We start from the raw sequence: 15063 nt of genomic DNA, 5'->3' as shown, positions 1-15063 counted from the left end.
AGACGGAGATACAGCCCTGTTTCAGCATGGTCGTACTGTTTAAACCCACAACTGCAAGTTGAGGTCTCGATGAACAATTTCTGCTCGATCAAGCAACGGGTAGTGTCTTTCTTTTCCTCGGCTCTTGCGTTCACAGTGCTATCAGCCTGCACAGCAATGCCTCCTGCAAACGATCAGGATGAAAAAAATGCCGTGGCGGGTTGCGAGGCTACGACCACCCAGAATTACACCGGCTACATTCAGCCAGGCTGGAACCAGAGCACGCCGAAGAGCATGGTCGTTGGTTCTGATCCGCAGTATCCAGCAACGCTGGATTCAAATGGCCATCTTTATGAAAACCGCGCGTTGTCCAATCAGCGACTTAGCCAGGTCTTCAGTGACATCGCTAACTACCGTGTCAAGAGTAATACCTTCGTTCCGTTTTTTATCAATGGCGATCTTACGCACTTTGGTCATGGTCACGAGAGAGAGACGACCCAGAAGCTGTTCCGTGGGTTGAGTGGCGGTCCTGGGGGGCCGTTATTCTTTCCAGGGCTCGGTAATCACGACTATGACCAAAACGTCGGAGAGTGTGCCAATAATGGATGTGCGCGTGATTCGGTGTGTGATGTCCTGCAGTGGGAGATGCAGATTCCTGGCTTGCGCAGTATCGATTACCACTATGCCAAGCCGGAGCACCGAGGGAGCCTTTCCTATTCTTTTGATATTGGCCGTATGCATTTCATACAACTGCATAATGGGCCGCTCTACAGCGTCTATTTCGAGACGGGCAATCACATAACGTCGCCAAAGCGAAAATTCAATATCCGTGACTCGCTGAGTTGGCTGGAGTCTGATTTGCGTGATGCACGGGCACGCGGTCAGTACATCTTTATCAATCTGCACAAGCGTAATACGTGGCCGTCGGGGGATGTTGCGCGGTTCAAGGCGATGGTCAATAACTATCTGGTAAGCGCCGTGTTCGCCGGGCATGTACATGGCGAGTTAGGCCTTGTGCCCTATGAGTGGGAGATAGAGCGGTATGGCCTTGTTCCGGTATTTCAGAGTGGTGCGCTGCTGAATAAAAGCTATCTGATTGTTGAGTTTGAGCCGGATGTGACCGCTGACCTTGGTGCTGCCAAGGTTTACAAGGTTGCTCCCGGAAAGAGCAATGCCCAGAAAGAGATTGTCTCTGGCGTGCTGCTCCGAGGCGAACGGAAAAACTTCCCTCCCGTAACCTTAAGGACACGTTGGTGACCCTGTACGAGGATTTCCAGCATCGATTTTTATATTTATCCGTGAGCCGCGTATCGTACAGCCCGACACAGCGGCTCATCCATCAGCGCTCTTTCGCCCCGCGAATATGCTTGACCAGCAACTTCTCCAACTGCTCCCACAACGCCGGGTCGGTGCTGAAGGCGACGTTGAAGCGCATCCAGCCGGTGGCCTGGGAGTCCACCATGAACAACTGGCCAGGGCCGAGCATGATGCCCTGATCAAGGGCGTCGTCCACCAACGCGGCACTGTCGGCGATGGCCGGGTGGCGGGTCCAGATGTACATGCCTTCGTCCGATTCGATAAACCGTTCGAAACCCAGCCGCGCCAGTTGCCGGCCCACTTCCTGATGCGCTTCGGCCAGGCGCTGGCGCAGGCGCTTGAGGTGTTTGCGCCAGCGACCGTCGGTGATCGCAGCGTAGACCACCCGTTCCATCACCTGGGAGGTGGTCAGCCCCGAGCGCATCTTCAGTTGCACCAGTTGCTGCATCAGTTCCGGGTTGGCCAGCATGTAGCCGACCCGCACGTTGGGCGAGATGCTCTTCGAGTAACTGCCGACGTAGACCACCTGCTGCAGGTGGTCGAGGGTGGTCAGGCACGGTTGCGGCTCTTCGATCATGTCGGCGTAGAGGTTGTTTTCCACCAGACGGAAGCCGTGCTGGGTCGCCAGTTGCAGCAAACGGTGCAATTGCACCAGTGGGGTTCGCGAGCAGGTCGGGCTGTGCAGGTGCGGCTGGGTGAAGAACACGGTCGGGCGATGATGGTCGAGCAGCCGCTCCAGGTGCTCCAGGTCGTAACCGTTGGGCGTGCGCGGCACGCCGAGCAGGGTGGCGCCCTGGAAGCGCAGGATGCTCATCAGGTTCGGGTAGCCGGGATCGTCCACCAGTACCACGTCACCGGGCTTGACCAGTGTGCGCACCGCCAGGTCCAGCGCCTGGCTGGCGCCGTGGGTGAGCATCAACTGGTTGGGTGGCACGACGATGCGCAGGTCCTGTTGCAGGTTCTGCGCGGTCAAGGTGCGCAGTTCGGCCAGACCCATGGGGTCGCCGTAGCCGCTCAGTTCCATGACGCTGCTGGCGACCTGGCGCAGGCCGCGGCGCAGGCCGTCTTCGAACATCCAGTCGTTGGGCAGCCAGCCGCAGCCGGGCTTGAACGCCAGTTGCCGGCTTTCGAAGATCTGTTGCAGGTACCACTCGGAGTTGAACGCCGGCTTGGCCGGGTCCGGTTCGCTGGTCTGGGGATCGATCAGGTCGCCAGCGGTGCGGTTGACGAAGAACCCGGCGGTGCCGCGGCTGACCAGCAGCCCTTGGGCCACCAGGCGGTCATAGGCTTCGACCACGGTGAAGGTGCTCACCGAATATTTTGCGGCGAAGGCGCGGATCGATGGCACCTTGGCGCCGGGCTTGAGAGTCTGGTTCTCGATCGCTTCGCGCAACCCGTTGATGATCTGGTTGACCAACGGGGGCGAGGCATCGGGGCGTAGTTCGAACATGGGGAAGCAGTGCCTTCGAGTGAGCGTAACGCCGGCCGCGCATGCGCTGTATTGCATTGACGGCCTGTACAGTGCAGTGACGATTAGTGCGCGCTGTGCATGGCTCTTGAGGCCGTACATTTTTACATTAGGTAGCAGTTACCGCTAGATCAATGCCGTGAAGCTTCATGAACAACCGCTCGTCGAACCATGAATTCTCGATGCAAGGCCCAGCCCTTGTGTCTCTCCCGCTGATACCGGCGTGTGAAATCGTCGGAAACAGCGTTCTTGCAGCACCTTTCAGGCCCACCGGACGAGCCTGAGCACGACACAAAAGCTGCCCAGCATTAGCCGTTCGTCGGCCCGGACAGCGTCGTGCACGTCGAATCAGAGCAACTGATGCAGTAGGGGGCGCGACGTCATGTCGCGCCCCGGTTGAGTTTCCTTGGATAAAAAGAACACGGGGTAGACCACTGATGGACGCAACATCCACATCGACTTCTGCAGAGAAGTCGGGGCACGAGAGCAAGCTGGCGGCTTCGCTCAAATCACGTCACTTGACCATGATGTCGATCGCCGGCGTTATCGGCGGCGCATTGTTCGTCGGTTCCGGCAGCGTGATCCACAGCGCCGGCCCGGCTGCAGTACTGGCTTACCTGGCGGGCGGCATCCTGGTGGTGCTGGTCATGCGCATGCTCGGTGAAATGGCGACGTCCTCGCCGGACACCGGCTCCTTCTCCACCTATGCCGAGCGCGCCATTGGTCGCTGGGCCGGTTTCACCATCGGCTGGTTGTACTGGGGCTACTGGGTGATCCTGATGGCGTGGGAAGCCTACGTCGCCGGCAAGATCCTGCACGGCTGGTTCCCCTCGGTGAGCATCAACAGCTTCGTGCTGATTGCCACCCTGGCGCTGATCTGCGTGAACTTCTTCAACGTCAAGCACTACGGTGAGTTCGAGTTCTGGTTCGCCCTGATCAAGGTCGTGGCCATTGTCTGCTTCCTGGTGGTCTGCGCGGCGGCGGTGATGAACCTGTGGCCGACCGGTGAAGTCAGCGGCATGGCCAACCTGACCGCCCACGGCGGCTTCATGCCTAACGGCATCGAGTCGGTGGTGGTGGCGATGCTGGGTGCGATGTTCGCCTTCCTCGGTGCGGAAATCGTCACCATCGCGGCCTCCGAGTCGAAAGACCCGGCCGGCCAGATCGTCAAGGCGACCAACTCGGTGGTCTGGCGCGTTTGCCTGTTCTACATTGGCTCGATCTTCCTGATCGTCTGCCTGGTGCCGTGGAATGACCCGCTGATGGGCACCTCCGGCTACGGTTCGTACCGCCGCACCCTGGAACTGCTGGGTATTCCGGGCGCCGAGTTCGTGATGAACTTCGTGGTCCTGACCTCGGTCAGCAGCTGCCTGATCTCGGCTCACTACACCGCCTCGCGCATGATGTTCTCGCTGGCGACCCGTGGTGACGCACCGAAGATCTTCAAGATGACCCGTGCCGGCACCGGCGTACCGGTCTTCGCAATCATCGGTTCGTGCGCTGTTGCAGTGATCTGCGCCCTGATCAACTTCAACGAGGCCCTGCGTCCGAAAGACGTACTGGACACCTTGATGAACACCACCGGCATGATCGCCATGCTGGTGTACCTGGTGATCGCCTGCTCGCAACTGAAGATGCGCCGCAAGCTGGAAGCCGAAGGCAAGCAGATCCGCCTGAAAATGTGGCTGTTCCCTTGGCTGACCTACCTGAGCATCGTGTTCATCGTTGGCTGCCTGGTGACCATGGCGTTCGTCGAGGAGTACCAGATTCTGGTGATCTCCACCGGCGCGGCGGCGGCGGTCGTGGCAATGATGGGTATGGTTGTGCACTACCGGGCGCTGAAGAAAGCGGCCTGATGGTGTAGTTCCATCATCGCGACGGTTCGGCGCCCCGACAAGCTCGCTCCTACGGGTATTCAGACCTTGTAGGAGCGAGCTCGTCGGGGCGCCGAACCGTCGCGATGCCCTCCAGCCTTAATGCTGCTTGGCCTTCCTGATCCGCAGCAGAATCACCCCCAGCATCAACCCCACCACCGGCGCCAGTCCCAGCAGCGCATCCCGCGGCGCAATGTGTGCGCCCAACGTATCCAGCCCCGCATACAGCAACTTGAACAGGCTCAGCAGGTAATAGGTGATCGCGATGATCGACAAACCTTCTACCGCCCGCTGAATCTTGATCTGCGACTCGGCCCGGGCAGCCAGGCTGCGCAGGATCTCGGCGTTCTGCTCCTCCATGTCCACCTGCACCCGCGCCTGCAACAGGTCGCCGAGGTTGGCCACGCCCTTGGCCAGGTGATCCAGCCGCTGTTCGGTCGCAGCGCAGTAACGCACGGTCGGCTTGAAGCGTCGTTCGATGAACACGCCCAGGCGCTGGTAATCCTCGACGTTGCCCTCACGCAGTTCCGTCAGCCGCTCGAACACCAGTTGCGCGTAGGCCTGGGTGGCGCTGAAGCGGTGGCGGCTTTTCACTGTGCTGGCGACCACCTGCCGCGACAGTTCGACGATGTCTTCCAGCAACACTTTGGCCTGCACGCCACTGGCCCCGGCATTGCGCTGCGACAGATCGACCAGCGTCCGGTCGAAACCGTCCAGTTGCGGGCTGAGATCTTTGGCTGTGCTCAGCGCCAGTGATGCCATCATCCGGTAGGTTTCGAGCTCCAGCAGGCGACGCACCATGCGCCCGAGCCGGTAGGCATTGAGCCTGTGATTGACGAAAAGCAACCGGTTGACGCCATCTTCGTCCAGACGAAAGTCGCTCCACACCACCGCATCACCACCGCCCACGCTGGAGCCGCTGGGGTCTTTGAAACCGTAACTGGCGAAGTCCAGGCCCGGTTCCTCGCGCACCACCAGTTGCATGGCGTTGATCAGTTGCTCGCGGTACGGCTCGATGGCGGCGGCCAGGGCAGGAGGCAGGCCGCTCCACTGCGGATCGGCGCTGGTGCTGGGCTGGACCAGGGTCAGGGTGAAGAACTCGGAATGGCGTTCCCATTTGAACGGGCAGCCGTCGAAGCGGCTGATGCCCTGCACCGCGTCGGTGTCGGTGGCGTCCGGGCAGCAGCGCTGCAGCAGGGCGTTACAGGGTTGCTGGCCACCGATGAACGCCAGGTGAAAGACATGGGCCGGGGCGTCGAAATACAGGGAGGGACGAGCATGCAGCTCGTTGTGCAAGGCGGTGCGTTGGGGGTGCATGGATGTTCAGCCGTGTTTTTGGAATTGTCTGCGGATACAACTGCGTATCTGGGGAGACTTGGCGAGTGACTGGCAGGTCACGTCCGTCCGGCTGGACGAAATGTCGCAGGGAGGCGGAGCGGGGAGTCCCGCTCCGTTCCAGGGGTCACGCGGGGCGAGCGGCGGCGGCCTGGTTGCTGCGCCGGCGGTACATCAGTAACAGGAAGACGAACCAGAACGGCATCGCCGTCAGCGCGGCACGGGTGTCGGCTTCAAGGGCGAGCAGCGACAGCACGAACAGCAAAAAGCCCAGGGTGGCGATGGCCATGGGCACGCCGCCGGGCATCTTGAAGGTCGAGCGCTGGTGCGCCGCCGGATTGGCCCGGCGATAGGCCAGGTAGGCGGCGAGGATCATCGACCAGGTGAACAGTACCAGTACTGCCGACACGGTGGAGATCAGGGTGAACGCAGTCATCACCTCGGGGATCACGAACAGCAGCGTCAATCCGGCCAGCATGCAGATGCCCGAGAACATCAAGCTGTACACCGGCACGCTGAGCTTCGACAGCCGGCCGAAAATCGCCGCTGCATTGCGCCGCTCGGCCAGGCCGAAGAGCATCCGGCAGCCCGAGTACACACCGCTGTTGGCCGACGACGCGGCCGACGTCAGCACCACGAAATTGATCATCCCGGCGGCGGCAGGGAAGCCCGCCAGCAGGAACAGTTCGACGAAGGGGCTGCGGTTGGCCGGCACTTCGGCCCAGGACACCACGCTGATGATGCAGACCAGCGCGAGGATGTAGAACAGCAGGATCCGCGCCGGGATGGTGTTGATTGCCTTGGGCAGGGTGCGCTCCGGGTTCTTCGCTTCGGCAGCGGTGGTGCCGATCAGCTCGGTACCGGCGAAGGAGAACACGGCAATCTGGAAGCCGGCGAAGAAGCCGCTGGCGCCATGGGGGAAGATCGCCCCCGGCGTGACCATATGCCCCAGCGAGGCCGCCACGCCGTTGGGCGAAGTGAACGAGGTGGCAATCATCACCAATGCGGTGAGGATCAGCACGACGATGGCAACGATCTTGATGATCGCGAACCAGAACTCCACCTCACCGAAAATACGCACCGCCAGCATGTTCAGGCCCAGCAGCAGGAACAGGGTGAAAAAGGCCGGCATCCACGCGGGCAGGTCCGGGTACCAGTACTGCATGAACCCGGCGACGACCACCACATCGCCCACCACCGCCACGCTCCAGCTTAGCCAGTACGACCAGCTCAGGACGAAACCGGCCCGCGGCCCGAGGTAGGCGGCAACAATGTCGGCGAAGGATTTGAAGCGCAGGTCCGAGAGCAGCAGCTCGCCCATGGCGCGCATCACGAAGAACAGGAAAAAACCGATGATCGCGTAGACCAGGATGATCGACGTGCCAGACAGGGCGATGATCTTGCCCGAGCCCATGAACAGCCCGGTACCGATCGCTCCGCCAATGGCAATCAGCTGGATATGGCGGTTTTCCAGCGTGCGTTGCAGGTGCCCGTCGGCAGCGGGCTGCGCGGAAGACGTGTGCATGATCGAACCTCTTTTGTTGTTGTAGTTGATCAGATGGGCCCCGCCCGGGCGGGGCGGGAGACGTCAGGTATTGGCTTCGAAGCCTTGCAGGGTGTTCACCGCGTTGATGCCGATCTCGTCGACCATGTAGCCGCCCTCCATGACGAACAGGGTGGGCAGCGCGGCGCCGGCAATCAGCTGGCCTAGGCGCAGGAAGTCTTCGCTGGTCAGGCGGAAATGGCTGATGGGGTCATCTTCGAAGGTGTCGACGCCCAGGGAGATGATCAGTTGTTCCGGGCGGTAGGCGACGATGCGGGCGAGGGCGTGGGCCAGTGCTTCGCTGAAGCGCGCCCAGGTGGTGCCGCGGGCCAGCGGATAGTTGGCGTTGAAACCTTCTCCCGCACCCTGGCCGGTCTCTTCGGCATAGCCGGAGAAGTACGGGTAGGACACATGGGGATCGCCGTGGATCGAGGCGAAGAACACGTCTGGGCGGTCGTAGAAAATGTTCTGCGTGCCATTGCCGTGGTGAAAGTCCACGTCGAGGATAGCCACCCGCTTCGAGCCTTGGGCCAGGCAGCGTTCGGCGGCGATCGCGGCATTGTTCAGGTAGCAATAGCCGCCCATGTACTCGCGGGCCGCGTGGTGGCCCGGTGGGCGACACAGGGCAAAGGCGCTGTGATGCTGGCCGAGGACTTTGTCCATCGCCGTCAGGGCCACGTCGGCGCTGGCGCGCACCGCTTCCCAGGTGCCGGCGGTGATCGGCGACCCGGCGTCCATCGCATAGAAGCCCAGCTTGCCGTCGATGAACCCGGGCTCCGGCGCGCCGGCCAGGTCCCGTACCGGCCAGACCAGCGGCAGGGCGTCGTGGGTTTTGCCGGTGGCCGACCACTCGCCCCAGGCGTTTTCCAGGAAGGCCACGTAGCGTTCGCTGTGAGCGGCCACATAGCAGGCCCTGTCGTAACGCTGCTCGGCGATCACCTCGCCCAGCCCGCTGCTGCGGACGCGAGCCAGGACGGTTTCGACCCGTTGCGGTTTTTCGAAGGACGGCGTCAGGGCGCCGTCCTTGAGTTCGGTGCCGTGGTGCAGGCGGTGGCTGGGACTGAATACGGTCAGCACAGGGGCGTCCTCGGATGGTGTTGTTGTGAGGACAATTTTCACGCTAGGGTCGGGAAATTGTTTTGCTTTATTTCAGGCGAATACGGTTAAGTTAGCGAATTCATTTCAGGGAATTGGCGTAATGAGCAAAGACAGTTCTTTTGACTCGCTGGATGGTGTGGACCGCACGTTGCTGCAACTGCTGCAGGACGACGGGACGCTGTCCAGCGCAGCCTTGGGCGAGCGCCTGTCGATGTCGGTCACGCCGTGCTGGCGCCGGCGCAAGCGTCTCGAAGACCTCGGCATCATCCGCGACTACCAGGCCAACCTCGACCGTCGCAAGCTCGGCTACGACGTCATGGCATTCGCCCAGGTGCGGTTCGGTAACGTGTCGGACAACGCGCCGGATCAGTTCGAACGGGCCATCGGCGAACTGCCGCAAGTGCTGTCCTGCCACAAGGTCACGGGCGAGGCGGACTACGTGCTCACGGTGGTGGCGACTGACCTTGAGAGCTACGGGCGCTTCGTCGAGGACGTGCTGCGCCGCCAGCCGGGGATTGCCTCGATCCAGTCGAGCCTGTCGCTGCGCGAGGTGAAGGCGGTGACGCGCTTGCCGGTGCGGCAGTAAGCATGCGCCCGGCCTGGAACTGTCGGGGTTGAGCTGTTGCCTCATATTGTCGGTGGATGATTTTCATTCGAATCCACCGGCAGTTTTGTCTAAGCTCTCAAACGTTTTTTCAGCGAATTAAGGAATGTGCCCAATGAAAAAGTGGATTGCTCTGTCTGTCGCCCTGTGTGCCAGCGCTGCGGTGAATGCCGCCGATTCCCTCAAGGTCGAGCTCAAGGAAGCCAGCGCCCAGGGCGAAGGCAAGAGCGTCGGGTTCGTCACTATCACCCAGAGCCCGTATGGCGCGGTGTTCACGCCGGAGCTGAGTGGCGTGGCGCCGGGCGTGCATGGCTTCCACGTTCATGCCAACCCGAGCTGCGCGCCGACTGAGGTTGACGGCAAGGCGGTCCCGGCCGGTGGTGCCGGTGGGCACTGGGACCCGAAGAACACCGGCAAGCACAGCTTCCCGTGGGATGACGCCGGCCACCAGGGCGACCTGCCGGCGCTGATCGTCACCGCAGACGGCAAGGCCGCGCAGCCGCTGCTGGCGCCGAAGATCAAGAATCTGGATGAGCTCAAAGGCCATGCGCTGATGATTCATGCCGGTGGCGATAACCACTCGGATCATCCGGCCCCGCTGGGCGGCGGCGCGGCGCGGTTTGCTTGTGGCGTGATCAAGTAACGGTTGTTGGAATAAAGAATCCCGGTCTTTTGGCCGGGATTTTTTGTGGCGGGCTTATCGCGACGCTTCGGTGCGATAAGCCCTGAGTCAAGCCACCGCCAACCTCCTTCCCGGTACCGCCTCCAGCAACTCCCGCGTATAGCGGTCCTGCGGCCTTTCCAGTACATCCTGCGCCGACCCCTGTTCCACCACCTGCCCCTGGCGCAACACCACCACTTCATGGGCCAGGCTGGCGACCACCGCCAGGTCATGGGACACCAGCACATAGGCCACGCCCAGTTCCGCCTGCAATTCCCGCAGCAGGTCGAGGATCTGCGCCTGCACCGATACGTCCAGCGCCGACACCGGCTCATCCAGCAGCAACAGATCCGGCTTGAGCGCCAGGGCGCGGGCGATGGCGACGCGTTGGCGCTGGCCACCCGACAACTCGCGCGGCAGACGATCGAGGTAGCTGGCGGGCAATTGCACCTGGTCCATCAGTTGCCGCGCCGCCTGTTCCAGTTCACGGCCCTTGAGCAGGCCGAACGACACCAGCGGCTCGACCACGCTCTGGTAGATGCTGAAACGCGGGTCCAGCGCGGCGAAGGGGTTTTGTTGCACCAGTTGCATGCGTTGGCGCAGCGGTCTGAATTGCTTCCAGCTCAGGCCGCCGATGTCCTGGCCGTCGAAGCGCACGCGGCCACGGCTGGGGTGATCCAGGCCGAGGGCGATGCGCAGGCTGGTGCTTTTGCCCGAGCCGGATTCACCGACGATGGCCAGGGTCTGTCGTGGATAGACATTCAAGCTCAGCCCCTGCAAGGCCTGGAAACTCTGCTGTGCGCCGGCATGCCGGGGCAGGCGAAAGTCTTTACCAACGTCCTCGAAACTGAGCAGCGGCTGCGCCCCGCGGATGTCCACCGGCACGGGCCGACGGGTTTCGCCGAAGGCCGGCGCAGCGGCCAGCAGGTCGCGGGTGTAGGCGTGGCTGGGGGCGGACAGCACGTCCCGCGCCGGACCGGCTTCCATCACCTCACCGTTCCTCATCACCAGCACCCGGTCGGCGCGGTCGGCGGCCACGCCGAGGTCGTGGGTGATGATCACCAGAGCGATGCCCCGCGCTTTCACCAGTTGCTCCAGGTGGTCGAGGATGCGTTTTTGCACCGTTACGTCGAGGGCGCTGGTGGGTTCGTCGGCGATGATCAGCTTCGGCTCGCCGGCCAGGGCGATGGCGATCAGCACGCGCTGGCGCATGCCGCCGGAAAGCTCATGGGGATACTGCACGGCGCGTAGGGCGGGGTTGTCGATGCCCACCTGTTCCAGCAGTTCCAGCACATCGGCGTCCAGCCCCGGATAGCGCCGACCATGGCGCAGGATCAGGCTTTCGCCGATCTGCTTGCCGATGCTCAGGGTCGGGTTGAGGCTGACCATCGGGTCTTGTGGCACCAGGCCGACCACCCGGCCGCGCAACTGTTGTTTGACCTTGTCGCTGGCGTGGCTGATGTCCTGGCCACTGACCACCAGGCTGCCTCCGTCGATCCGCGCGGTCAGCGGCAACAGGCCGAGCAGGGCGCTGGCGAGGGTGGTCTTGCCCGAGCCGGACTCGCCGACGATGGCCAGGGTCTCGCCCGGCTCCAGGTGAAAACTCACCCCGCGCACCGCTTCGGTGACGCGTCCGGCGCTGTGGTAACTGACCCGCAGGTCCTTGACGTCGATCAGGCGGCTCATCGTTGGACCTCTTCGAAAGTGCGGGCGATATGGTTGAGGCTGAATACCACCAGCACCAGGAACAGCCCCGGCAGCAGCGACACCCACGGCGCAGTGATCAGGAAGTGGCGACCGTTGGCGATCAACGTGCCCCATTCCGCCGCAGGCGGCGCGGCGCCGAAGCCGAGGAAGCTGAGGCCGGCGGTGGCGAGGATCGCCGCGCCGACATCGAGGGTGGCGAGCACCGCCACCGGGCCCCAGGCGTTGGGCAGCACATGGCGCAGCAGGGTGCGGCCCCAGCTCGCGCCGCCCAGCCGCGCCGCTTCGACATAGGGCAGGGTCTTGATCCGCAGCACCTCGGCGCGCGTGGTGCGGGCGAAACCGGGAATGATCCCGACGCCCACGGCGATTGCCACCGGCACCGTGCCGAAGCCGATCGCGGTGACCATGGCCAGGGCCAGCAGCAGGCCGGGCAGGGCCAGCAGCACATCGACCACCCGCATGATCACTGCGTCCAGGCGCCCGCCGATAAAGCCCGAGACAATGCCCAGGCCGAGCCCGACCACCAGCGCCAGGCCCACCGCCAGCAAGGCCGCCAGCACCGAAAGCCGTGAGCCGTACAGCACCCGTGTGTAGAGGTCGCGGCCCAGTTCATCGGTGCCGAACCAGTGCGTGGCGCTGGGTGGTAGCAGTTTGGCCGCAGGCTGGGTGGCGTAGGGATCGACGCTGGTGAACAGACCGGGCAGCACGGCCGCCAGCAGGGTGAACAGCAGCAGTGCCATGGCCAGCACGAAGCCGGGCCGGCGCAATAGCGGCCCGGCCTGGTCCAGCAGCCGTTGCAGGCGATGGCGCGGGCGCCAGTGAGGATGTTGCACGGCAGTCGAGAACGTACGTTGCAAGACAGTCATCTCAGGTCACCTTGGGCGCGTGGGTGATGCGCGGGTCGAGGATCGGATAGAGCAGGTCCACCAGCAGGTTGACCAGCACGAAGGCGGCGGCGGACACCGTGACCACGCCCAGCACCAGCGAAATGTCCTGGCGTAGCACGGCTTCCTGGACCAGCCGGCCGACGCCGTTGCGGGCGAAGATGGTTTCCACCAGCACCGCGCCTGACACCGTGTTGCCGACCTGCAGGCCAATTAGCGTCAGCAGCGGCAGGGCGGCATTGCGAAAACCGTGGCGGGCTTGCACCTGGCCGCGGCTCAGGCCCTTGGCGTAGGCGGTGGTGATGTAAGGCTCGCGCCAGATGTCCTGGAAACCACGTTGCAGCACCTGGGCGTAGACCGCGGCGCTGGGGATCGCCAGGGTTATCACCGGCAGCACCAGGCTTTCGAAGCCGATGCTGCCGGTGGCCGGGAACCAGCCCAGGCCGAAGGCGAAGACCTGGATCAGCAGCAGGCCCATCCAGAACACCGGCACCGAGATGCCCAGTGCCGGGAGGCGGGCGAGAGCGATTTTCAGCGGCTGCCAGCGCACATAGGCGGTGAGGTAGGCCAGGCCGATTCCGCCGACCAGCGACAGCAGGATCGCCAGCCCGGCCAGGGCCAGGGTTTGCGGCAGGCGCTCGGCGAGGATTTCGGTGACCGGGCGACTGAGGGTCAGTGACTGGCCCAGATCGCCCTGCAACACGCCCAGCAGCAGGTCGACGTAGCGCTCCAGCAGGCCCTGGTCGAGGCCGTAATAGGCGCGGGCCTTGGCCAGTTGTTCGGGCGACAGCGCATCGATTTCCATGCCCGAGGCGCTGAGCATGATGCTCAGCGGGTCACCCGGCAGCAGATAGAGAATGAAGTAGGTGATGGTGTAGGCACCCCAGAGCACCAGTGCGGCCTGGGCGATACGGCCGAGCAGGTAGCGGCTCATGGTTTGATCTCGATGTCATTGAGGAAGGCGAAGCCTTCAGCGCTCCAACGGAAGTTGTGCACCCGCGAGGAGGTCGCCGCCTGCCAGACCCGCTCGTACACCGGGATCGCCGAGCCCTGTTCGATCAGCAAATCCTGCAACTGACCATAGGCATCGGCGCGCTGCTGCGTCGAGGTGGCGGTCAGGCCGGCGTCGAACAGCCCTTGGGCCAGCGGCAATACGCTGGGTTCGTAGGTGTTGGTGGCCAGGGTCGAGCTGTTGGCCGAGCGTGGATCGAGAATGGTCTGCAGCACGATCGGGTCGGCGCGGGTCATGTAGGTGTAGGTCAGGTCATAGGTGCCGGCGGCGTTGCCGGCGGCCCATTCGGCGATGGTCTGGATCTTGAGCTTGACCTCGATACCGACTTTGCGCAGTTGATCCTGGATCAACACGTCGCCGGCGTTTTCCTTGCCGGCCACGCTGTACTGCAAGGTCAGACGCTTGCCGTTCTTGTAGCGGTAGTTGTCGGGGCCAAGCGTCCAGCCGGCGCCGTCGAGCAACGCCGCCGCGCCTTGCGGGTCGAAGGCGAGCTTGTCGCCCTGGCTGCGGAAGTACGGCGTGGTCACGTCATATACACCGTCCACCACCGGGAAGGCGGCGTTGTACACGGTGCTGGCGTAGCTCTTGCGGTCGATGGCTTTCTGCACCGCCTGGCGCACGGCCTGGTCGGCGAGGATGCGGTTGTCGCGGGTGTTCGGGTAGAGGTTGAAGGCCGGCCCCGGCAGCGAGCGGCTCTGGATGGTGGCGTTGTTGCGTTGCAGCAGTTGCAGGTCGACTTCGGAGAACGGCACGCGCGGCCAGACGATATCGACCTTGCCTTGCAGGAACAGGCCGTTGCGCACGCTTTCTTCCGGCACGTAGCTGACTTCGATGGCGGACAGGTGCGCGTCGCCCTTGTTCTGCACGTTGGCCGACGCCCAGGCGTAGCCCTCGCGGCGTACCAGTTTCAGGCCGGTTTCCGGGGTGTAGTGGTCGAGCTTGAACGGGCCGCTGCCGATCACCGCACCCAGGGAGCGTTCCTTGACGCTCTTGCGGTAGGACTCGGGCGCAAGGATCGACAGGTTGGTGGTGGAGGTGGCCTGGAGAAAGCCCGCGTTGGGCTTGCTCAGCACCAGCTTGATGGTCTGCGGGTCGATGATCTCGGCGTGGTCGTAGCCGGCCAGGTAAGTGGCGCCGAAGGTGCTCGGCAGCTCGGCGGCGAACGCCTTGTTGCTGTCGAAGGCGGTCTTCACCGCCTGGGCGTCGAAGACCTCGCCGTTGCTGAAGGTCACGCCCTGGCGCAGGTAGAAGGTGTACTCGCGGGCGTCCGGGCTGACTTCCCAACGCTCGGCGAGCCACGGAATGATGTTGCCGGTCTGGGGGTCCTGGTCGGTCAGCGACTCGACCACGTTGCGCAGCACCACGCGGTGCTCGATCCAATAGACCTGGAACGGATCGATGCTGACCAACTGCGTGTTGTCGTTGAAGAACGCGATCTTCAGCGTGCTGGCCGCCTGTGCGTCCGGTTGCGAAGGCGAGCAGCCCGGCAGGGTCAGGCCCAGGGCAAGCAGGATGGCCGCGCTGGCCAGGGTTCGTTGCAGTCTCATGGGCGGTTCCTCGTTGAGGACCGCGCCGCATCCC

At 63.3% G+C, this 15063-nt stretch carries 12 protein-coding genes; 4 read left to right on the top strand and 8 right to left on the bottom strand.

What is annotated here, in order from left to right:
• The first annotated feature begins 69 nt into the window (after positions 1-69).
• A complete protein-coding gene (locus DM374_RS04045; protein ID WP_110968713.1) occupies positions 70-1236 on the top strand; it encodes a metallophosphoesterase family protein in 1167 nt (388 codons plus the stop codon).
• 82 nt (positions 1237-1318) lie between these two features.
• On the opposite strand, the gene DM374_RS04040 is transcribed toward DM374_RS04045, so the two are convergent.
• A complete protein-coding gene (locus DM374_RS04040) occupies positions 1319-2746 on the bottom strand; it encodes an aminotransferase-like domain-containing protein (protein ID WP_110968712.1) in 1428 nt (475 codons plus the stop codon).
• Positions 2747-3201: 455 nt separating this feature from the next.
• Here DM374_RS04040 and DM374_RS04035 point away from each other — a divergent pair, with 455 nt between their 5' ends.
• Positions 3202-4620: an amino acid permease gene (locus tag DM374_RS04035; RefSeq protein ID WP_110968711.1), complete on the top strand. Its 1419-nt coding sequence runs from the start codon at positions 3202-3204 to the stop codon at positions 4618-4620.
• A 117-nt stretch (positions 4621-4737) separates the two neighbouring features.
• On the opposite strand, the gene DM374_RS04030 is transcribed toward DM374_RS04035, so the two are convergent.
• The 3 genes from DM374_RS04030 to DM374_RS04020 form a co-directional block, all read right to left on the bottom strand.
• Entirely contained in the window at positions 4738-5955 is a 1218-nt protein-coding gene (locus DM374_RS04030) for a DUF3422 domain-containing protein (protein WP_110968710.1), read from the bottom strand.
• Positions 5956-6100: 145 nt separating this feature from the next.
• Entirely contained in the window at positions 6101-7498 is a 1398-nt protein-coding gene (locus tag DM374_RS04025; protein WP_110968709.1) for an amino acid permease, read from the bottom strand.
• A gap of 63 nt (positions 7499-7561) precedes the next feature.
• Positions 7562-8593: a histone deacetylase family protein gene (locus DM374_RS04020; RefSeq protein WP_110968708.1), complete on the bottom strand. Its 1032-nt coding sequence runs from the start codon at positions 8591-8593 to the stop codon at positions 7562-7564.
• A 121-nt stretch (positions 8594-8714) separates the two neighbouring features.
• On the opposite strand from DM374_RS04020, the gene DM374_RS04015 reads away from it, so the two are divergent.
• Both DM374_RS04015 and sodC read left to right on the top strand, forming a co-directional pair.
• Complete coding sequence (locus DM374_RS04015) at positions 8715-9200, top strand: Lrp/AsnC family transcriptional regulator (protein ID WP_110968707.1); 486 nt, start codon at positions 8715-8717, stop codon at positions 9198-9200.
• Positions 9201-9333: 133 nt separating this feature from the next.
• Positions 9334-9861: a superoxide dismutase family protein gene (sodC, locus tag DM374_RS04010; protein ID WP_110968706.1), complete on the top strand. Its 528-nt coding sequence runs from the start codon at positions 9334-9336 to the stop codon at positions 9859-9861.
• 87 nt (positions 9862-9948) lie between these two features.
• Here sodC and DM374_RS04005 read toward each other — a convergent pair whose 3' ends face one another.
• Genes DM374_RS04005 through DM374_RS03990 form a run of 4 tightly spaced genes read right to left on the bottom strand, consistent with a single transcriptional unit; the run spans position 9949 to position 15029 of the window.
• Complete coding sequence (locus DM374_RS04005) at positions 9949-11565, bottom strand: dipeptide ABC transporter ATP-binding protein (RefSeq protein WP_110968705.1); 1617 nt, start codon at positions 11563-11565, stop codon at positions 9949-9951.
• Positions 11562-12452: an ABC transporter permease gene (locus tag DM374_RS04000; RefSeq protein ID WP_110968704.1), complete on the bottom strand. Its 891-nt coding sequence runs from the start codon at positions 12450-12452 to the stop codon at positions 11562-11564. Before DM374_RS04000 ends, DM374_RS04005 begins: the two co-directional genes overlap by 4 nt.
• 1 nt (position 12453) lies before the next feature.
• Positions 12454-13404, bottom strand: coding sequence for an ABC transporter permease (locus tag DM374_RS03995; RefSeq protein ID WP_110968703.1), 951 nt, complete (start codon positions 13402-13404; stop codon positions 12454-12456).
• Complete coding sequence (locus tag DM374_RS03990; RefSeq protein WP_110968702.1) at positions 13401-15029, bottom strand: ABC transporter substrate-binding protein; 1629 nt, start codon at positions 15027-15029, stop codon at positions 13401-13403. Before DM374_RS03990 ends, DM374_RS03995 begins: the two co-directional genes overlap by 4 nt.
• Positions 15030-15063: the final 34 nt, after the last annotated feature.

The sequence above is a fragment of the Pseudomonas huaxiensis genome, from assembly GCF_003231275.1.
GTDB lineage: Bacteria > Pseudomonadota > Gammaproteobacteria > Pseudomonadales > Pseudomonadaceae > Aquipseudomonas > Aquipseudomonas huaxiensis.
Note: the sequence above shows the minus strand (reverse complement) of the source record. Positions and strands in the feature narration are given on the sequence as shown.

Excerpts from the sequence above, each read along its gene's own strand:
- DM374_RS04045 (WP_110968713.1), top strand. The coding sequence starts at position 70 with ATGAACAATTTCTGCTCGATCAAGCAACGGGTAGTGTCTTTCTTTTCC.
- DM374_RS04040 (WP_110968712.1), bottom strand. The coding sequence starts at position 2,746 with ATGTTCGAACTACGCCCCGATGCCTCGCCCCCGTTGGTCAACCAGATC.
- DM374_RS04035 (WP_110968711.1), top strand. The coding sequence starts at position 3,202 with ATGGACGCAACATCCACATCGACTTCTGCAGAGAAGTCGGGGCACGAG.
- DM374_RS04030 (WP_110968710.1), bottom strand. The coding sequence starts at position 5,955 with ATGCACCCCCAACGCACCGCCTTGCACAACGAGCTGCATGCTCGTCCC.
- DM374_RS04025 (WP_110968709.1), bottom strand. The coding sequence starts at position 7,498 with ATGCACACGTCTTCCGCGCAGCCCGCTGCCGACGGGCACCTGCAACGC.
- DM374_RS04015 (WP_110968707.1), top strand. The coding sequence starts at position 8,715 with ATGAGCAAAGACAGTTCTTTTGACTCGCTGGATGGTGTGGACCGCACG.
- sodC (WP_110968706.1), top strand. The coding sequence starts at position 9,334 with ATGAAAAAGTGGATTGCTCTGTCTGTCGCCCTGTGTGCCAGCGCTGCG.
- DM374_RS04005 (WP_110968705.1), bottom strand. The coding sequence starts at position 11,565 with ATGAGCCGCCTGATCGACGTCAAGGACCTGCGGGTCAGTTACCACAGC.
- DM374_RS04000 (WP_110968704.1), bottom strand. The coding sequence starts at position 12,452 with ATGACTGTCTTGCAACGTACGTTCTCGACTGCCGTGCAACATCCTCAC.
- DM374_RS03995 (WP_110968703.1), bottom strand. The coding sequence starts at position 13,404 with ATGAGCCGCTACCTGCTCGGCCGTATCGCCCAGGCCGCACTGGTGCTC.
- DM374_RS03990 (WP_110968702.1), bottom strand. The coding sequence starts at position 15,029 with ATGAGACTGCAACGAACCCTGGCCAGCGCGGCCATCCTGCTTGCCCTG.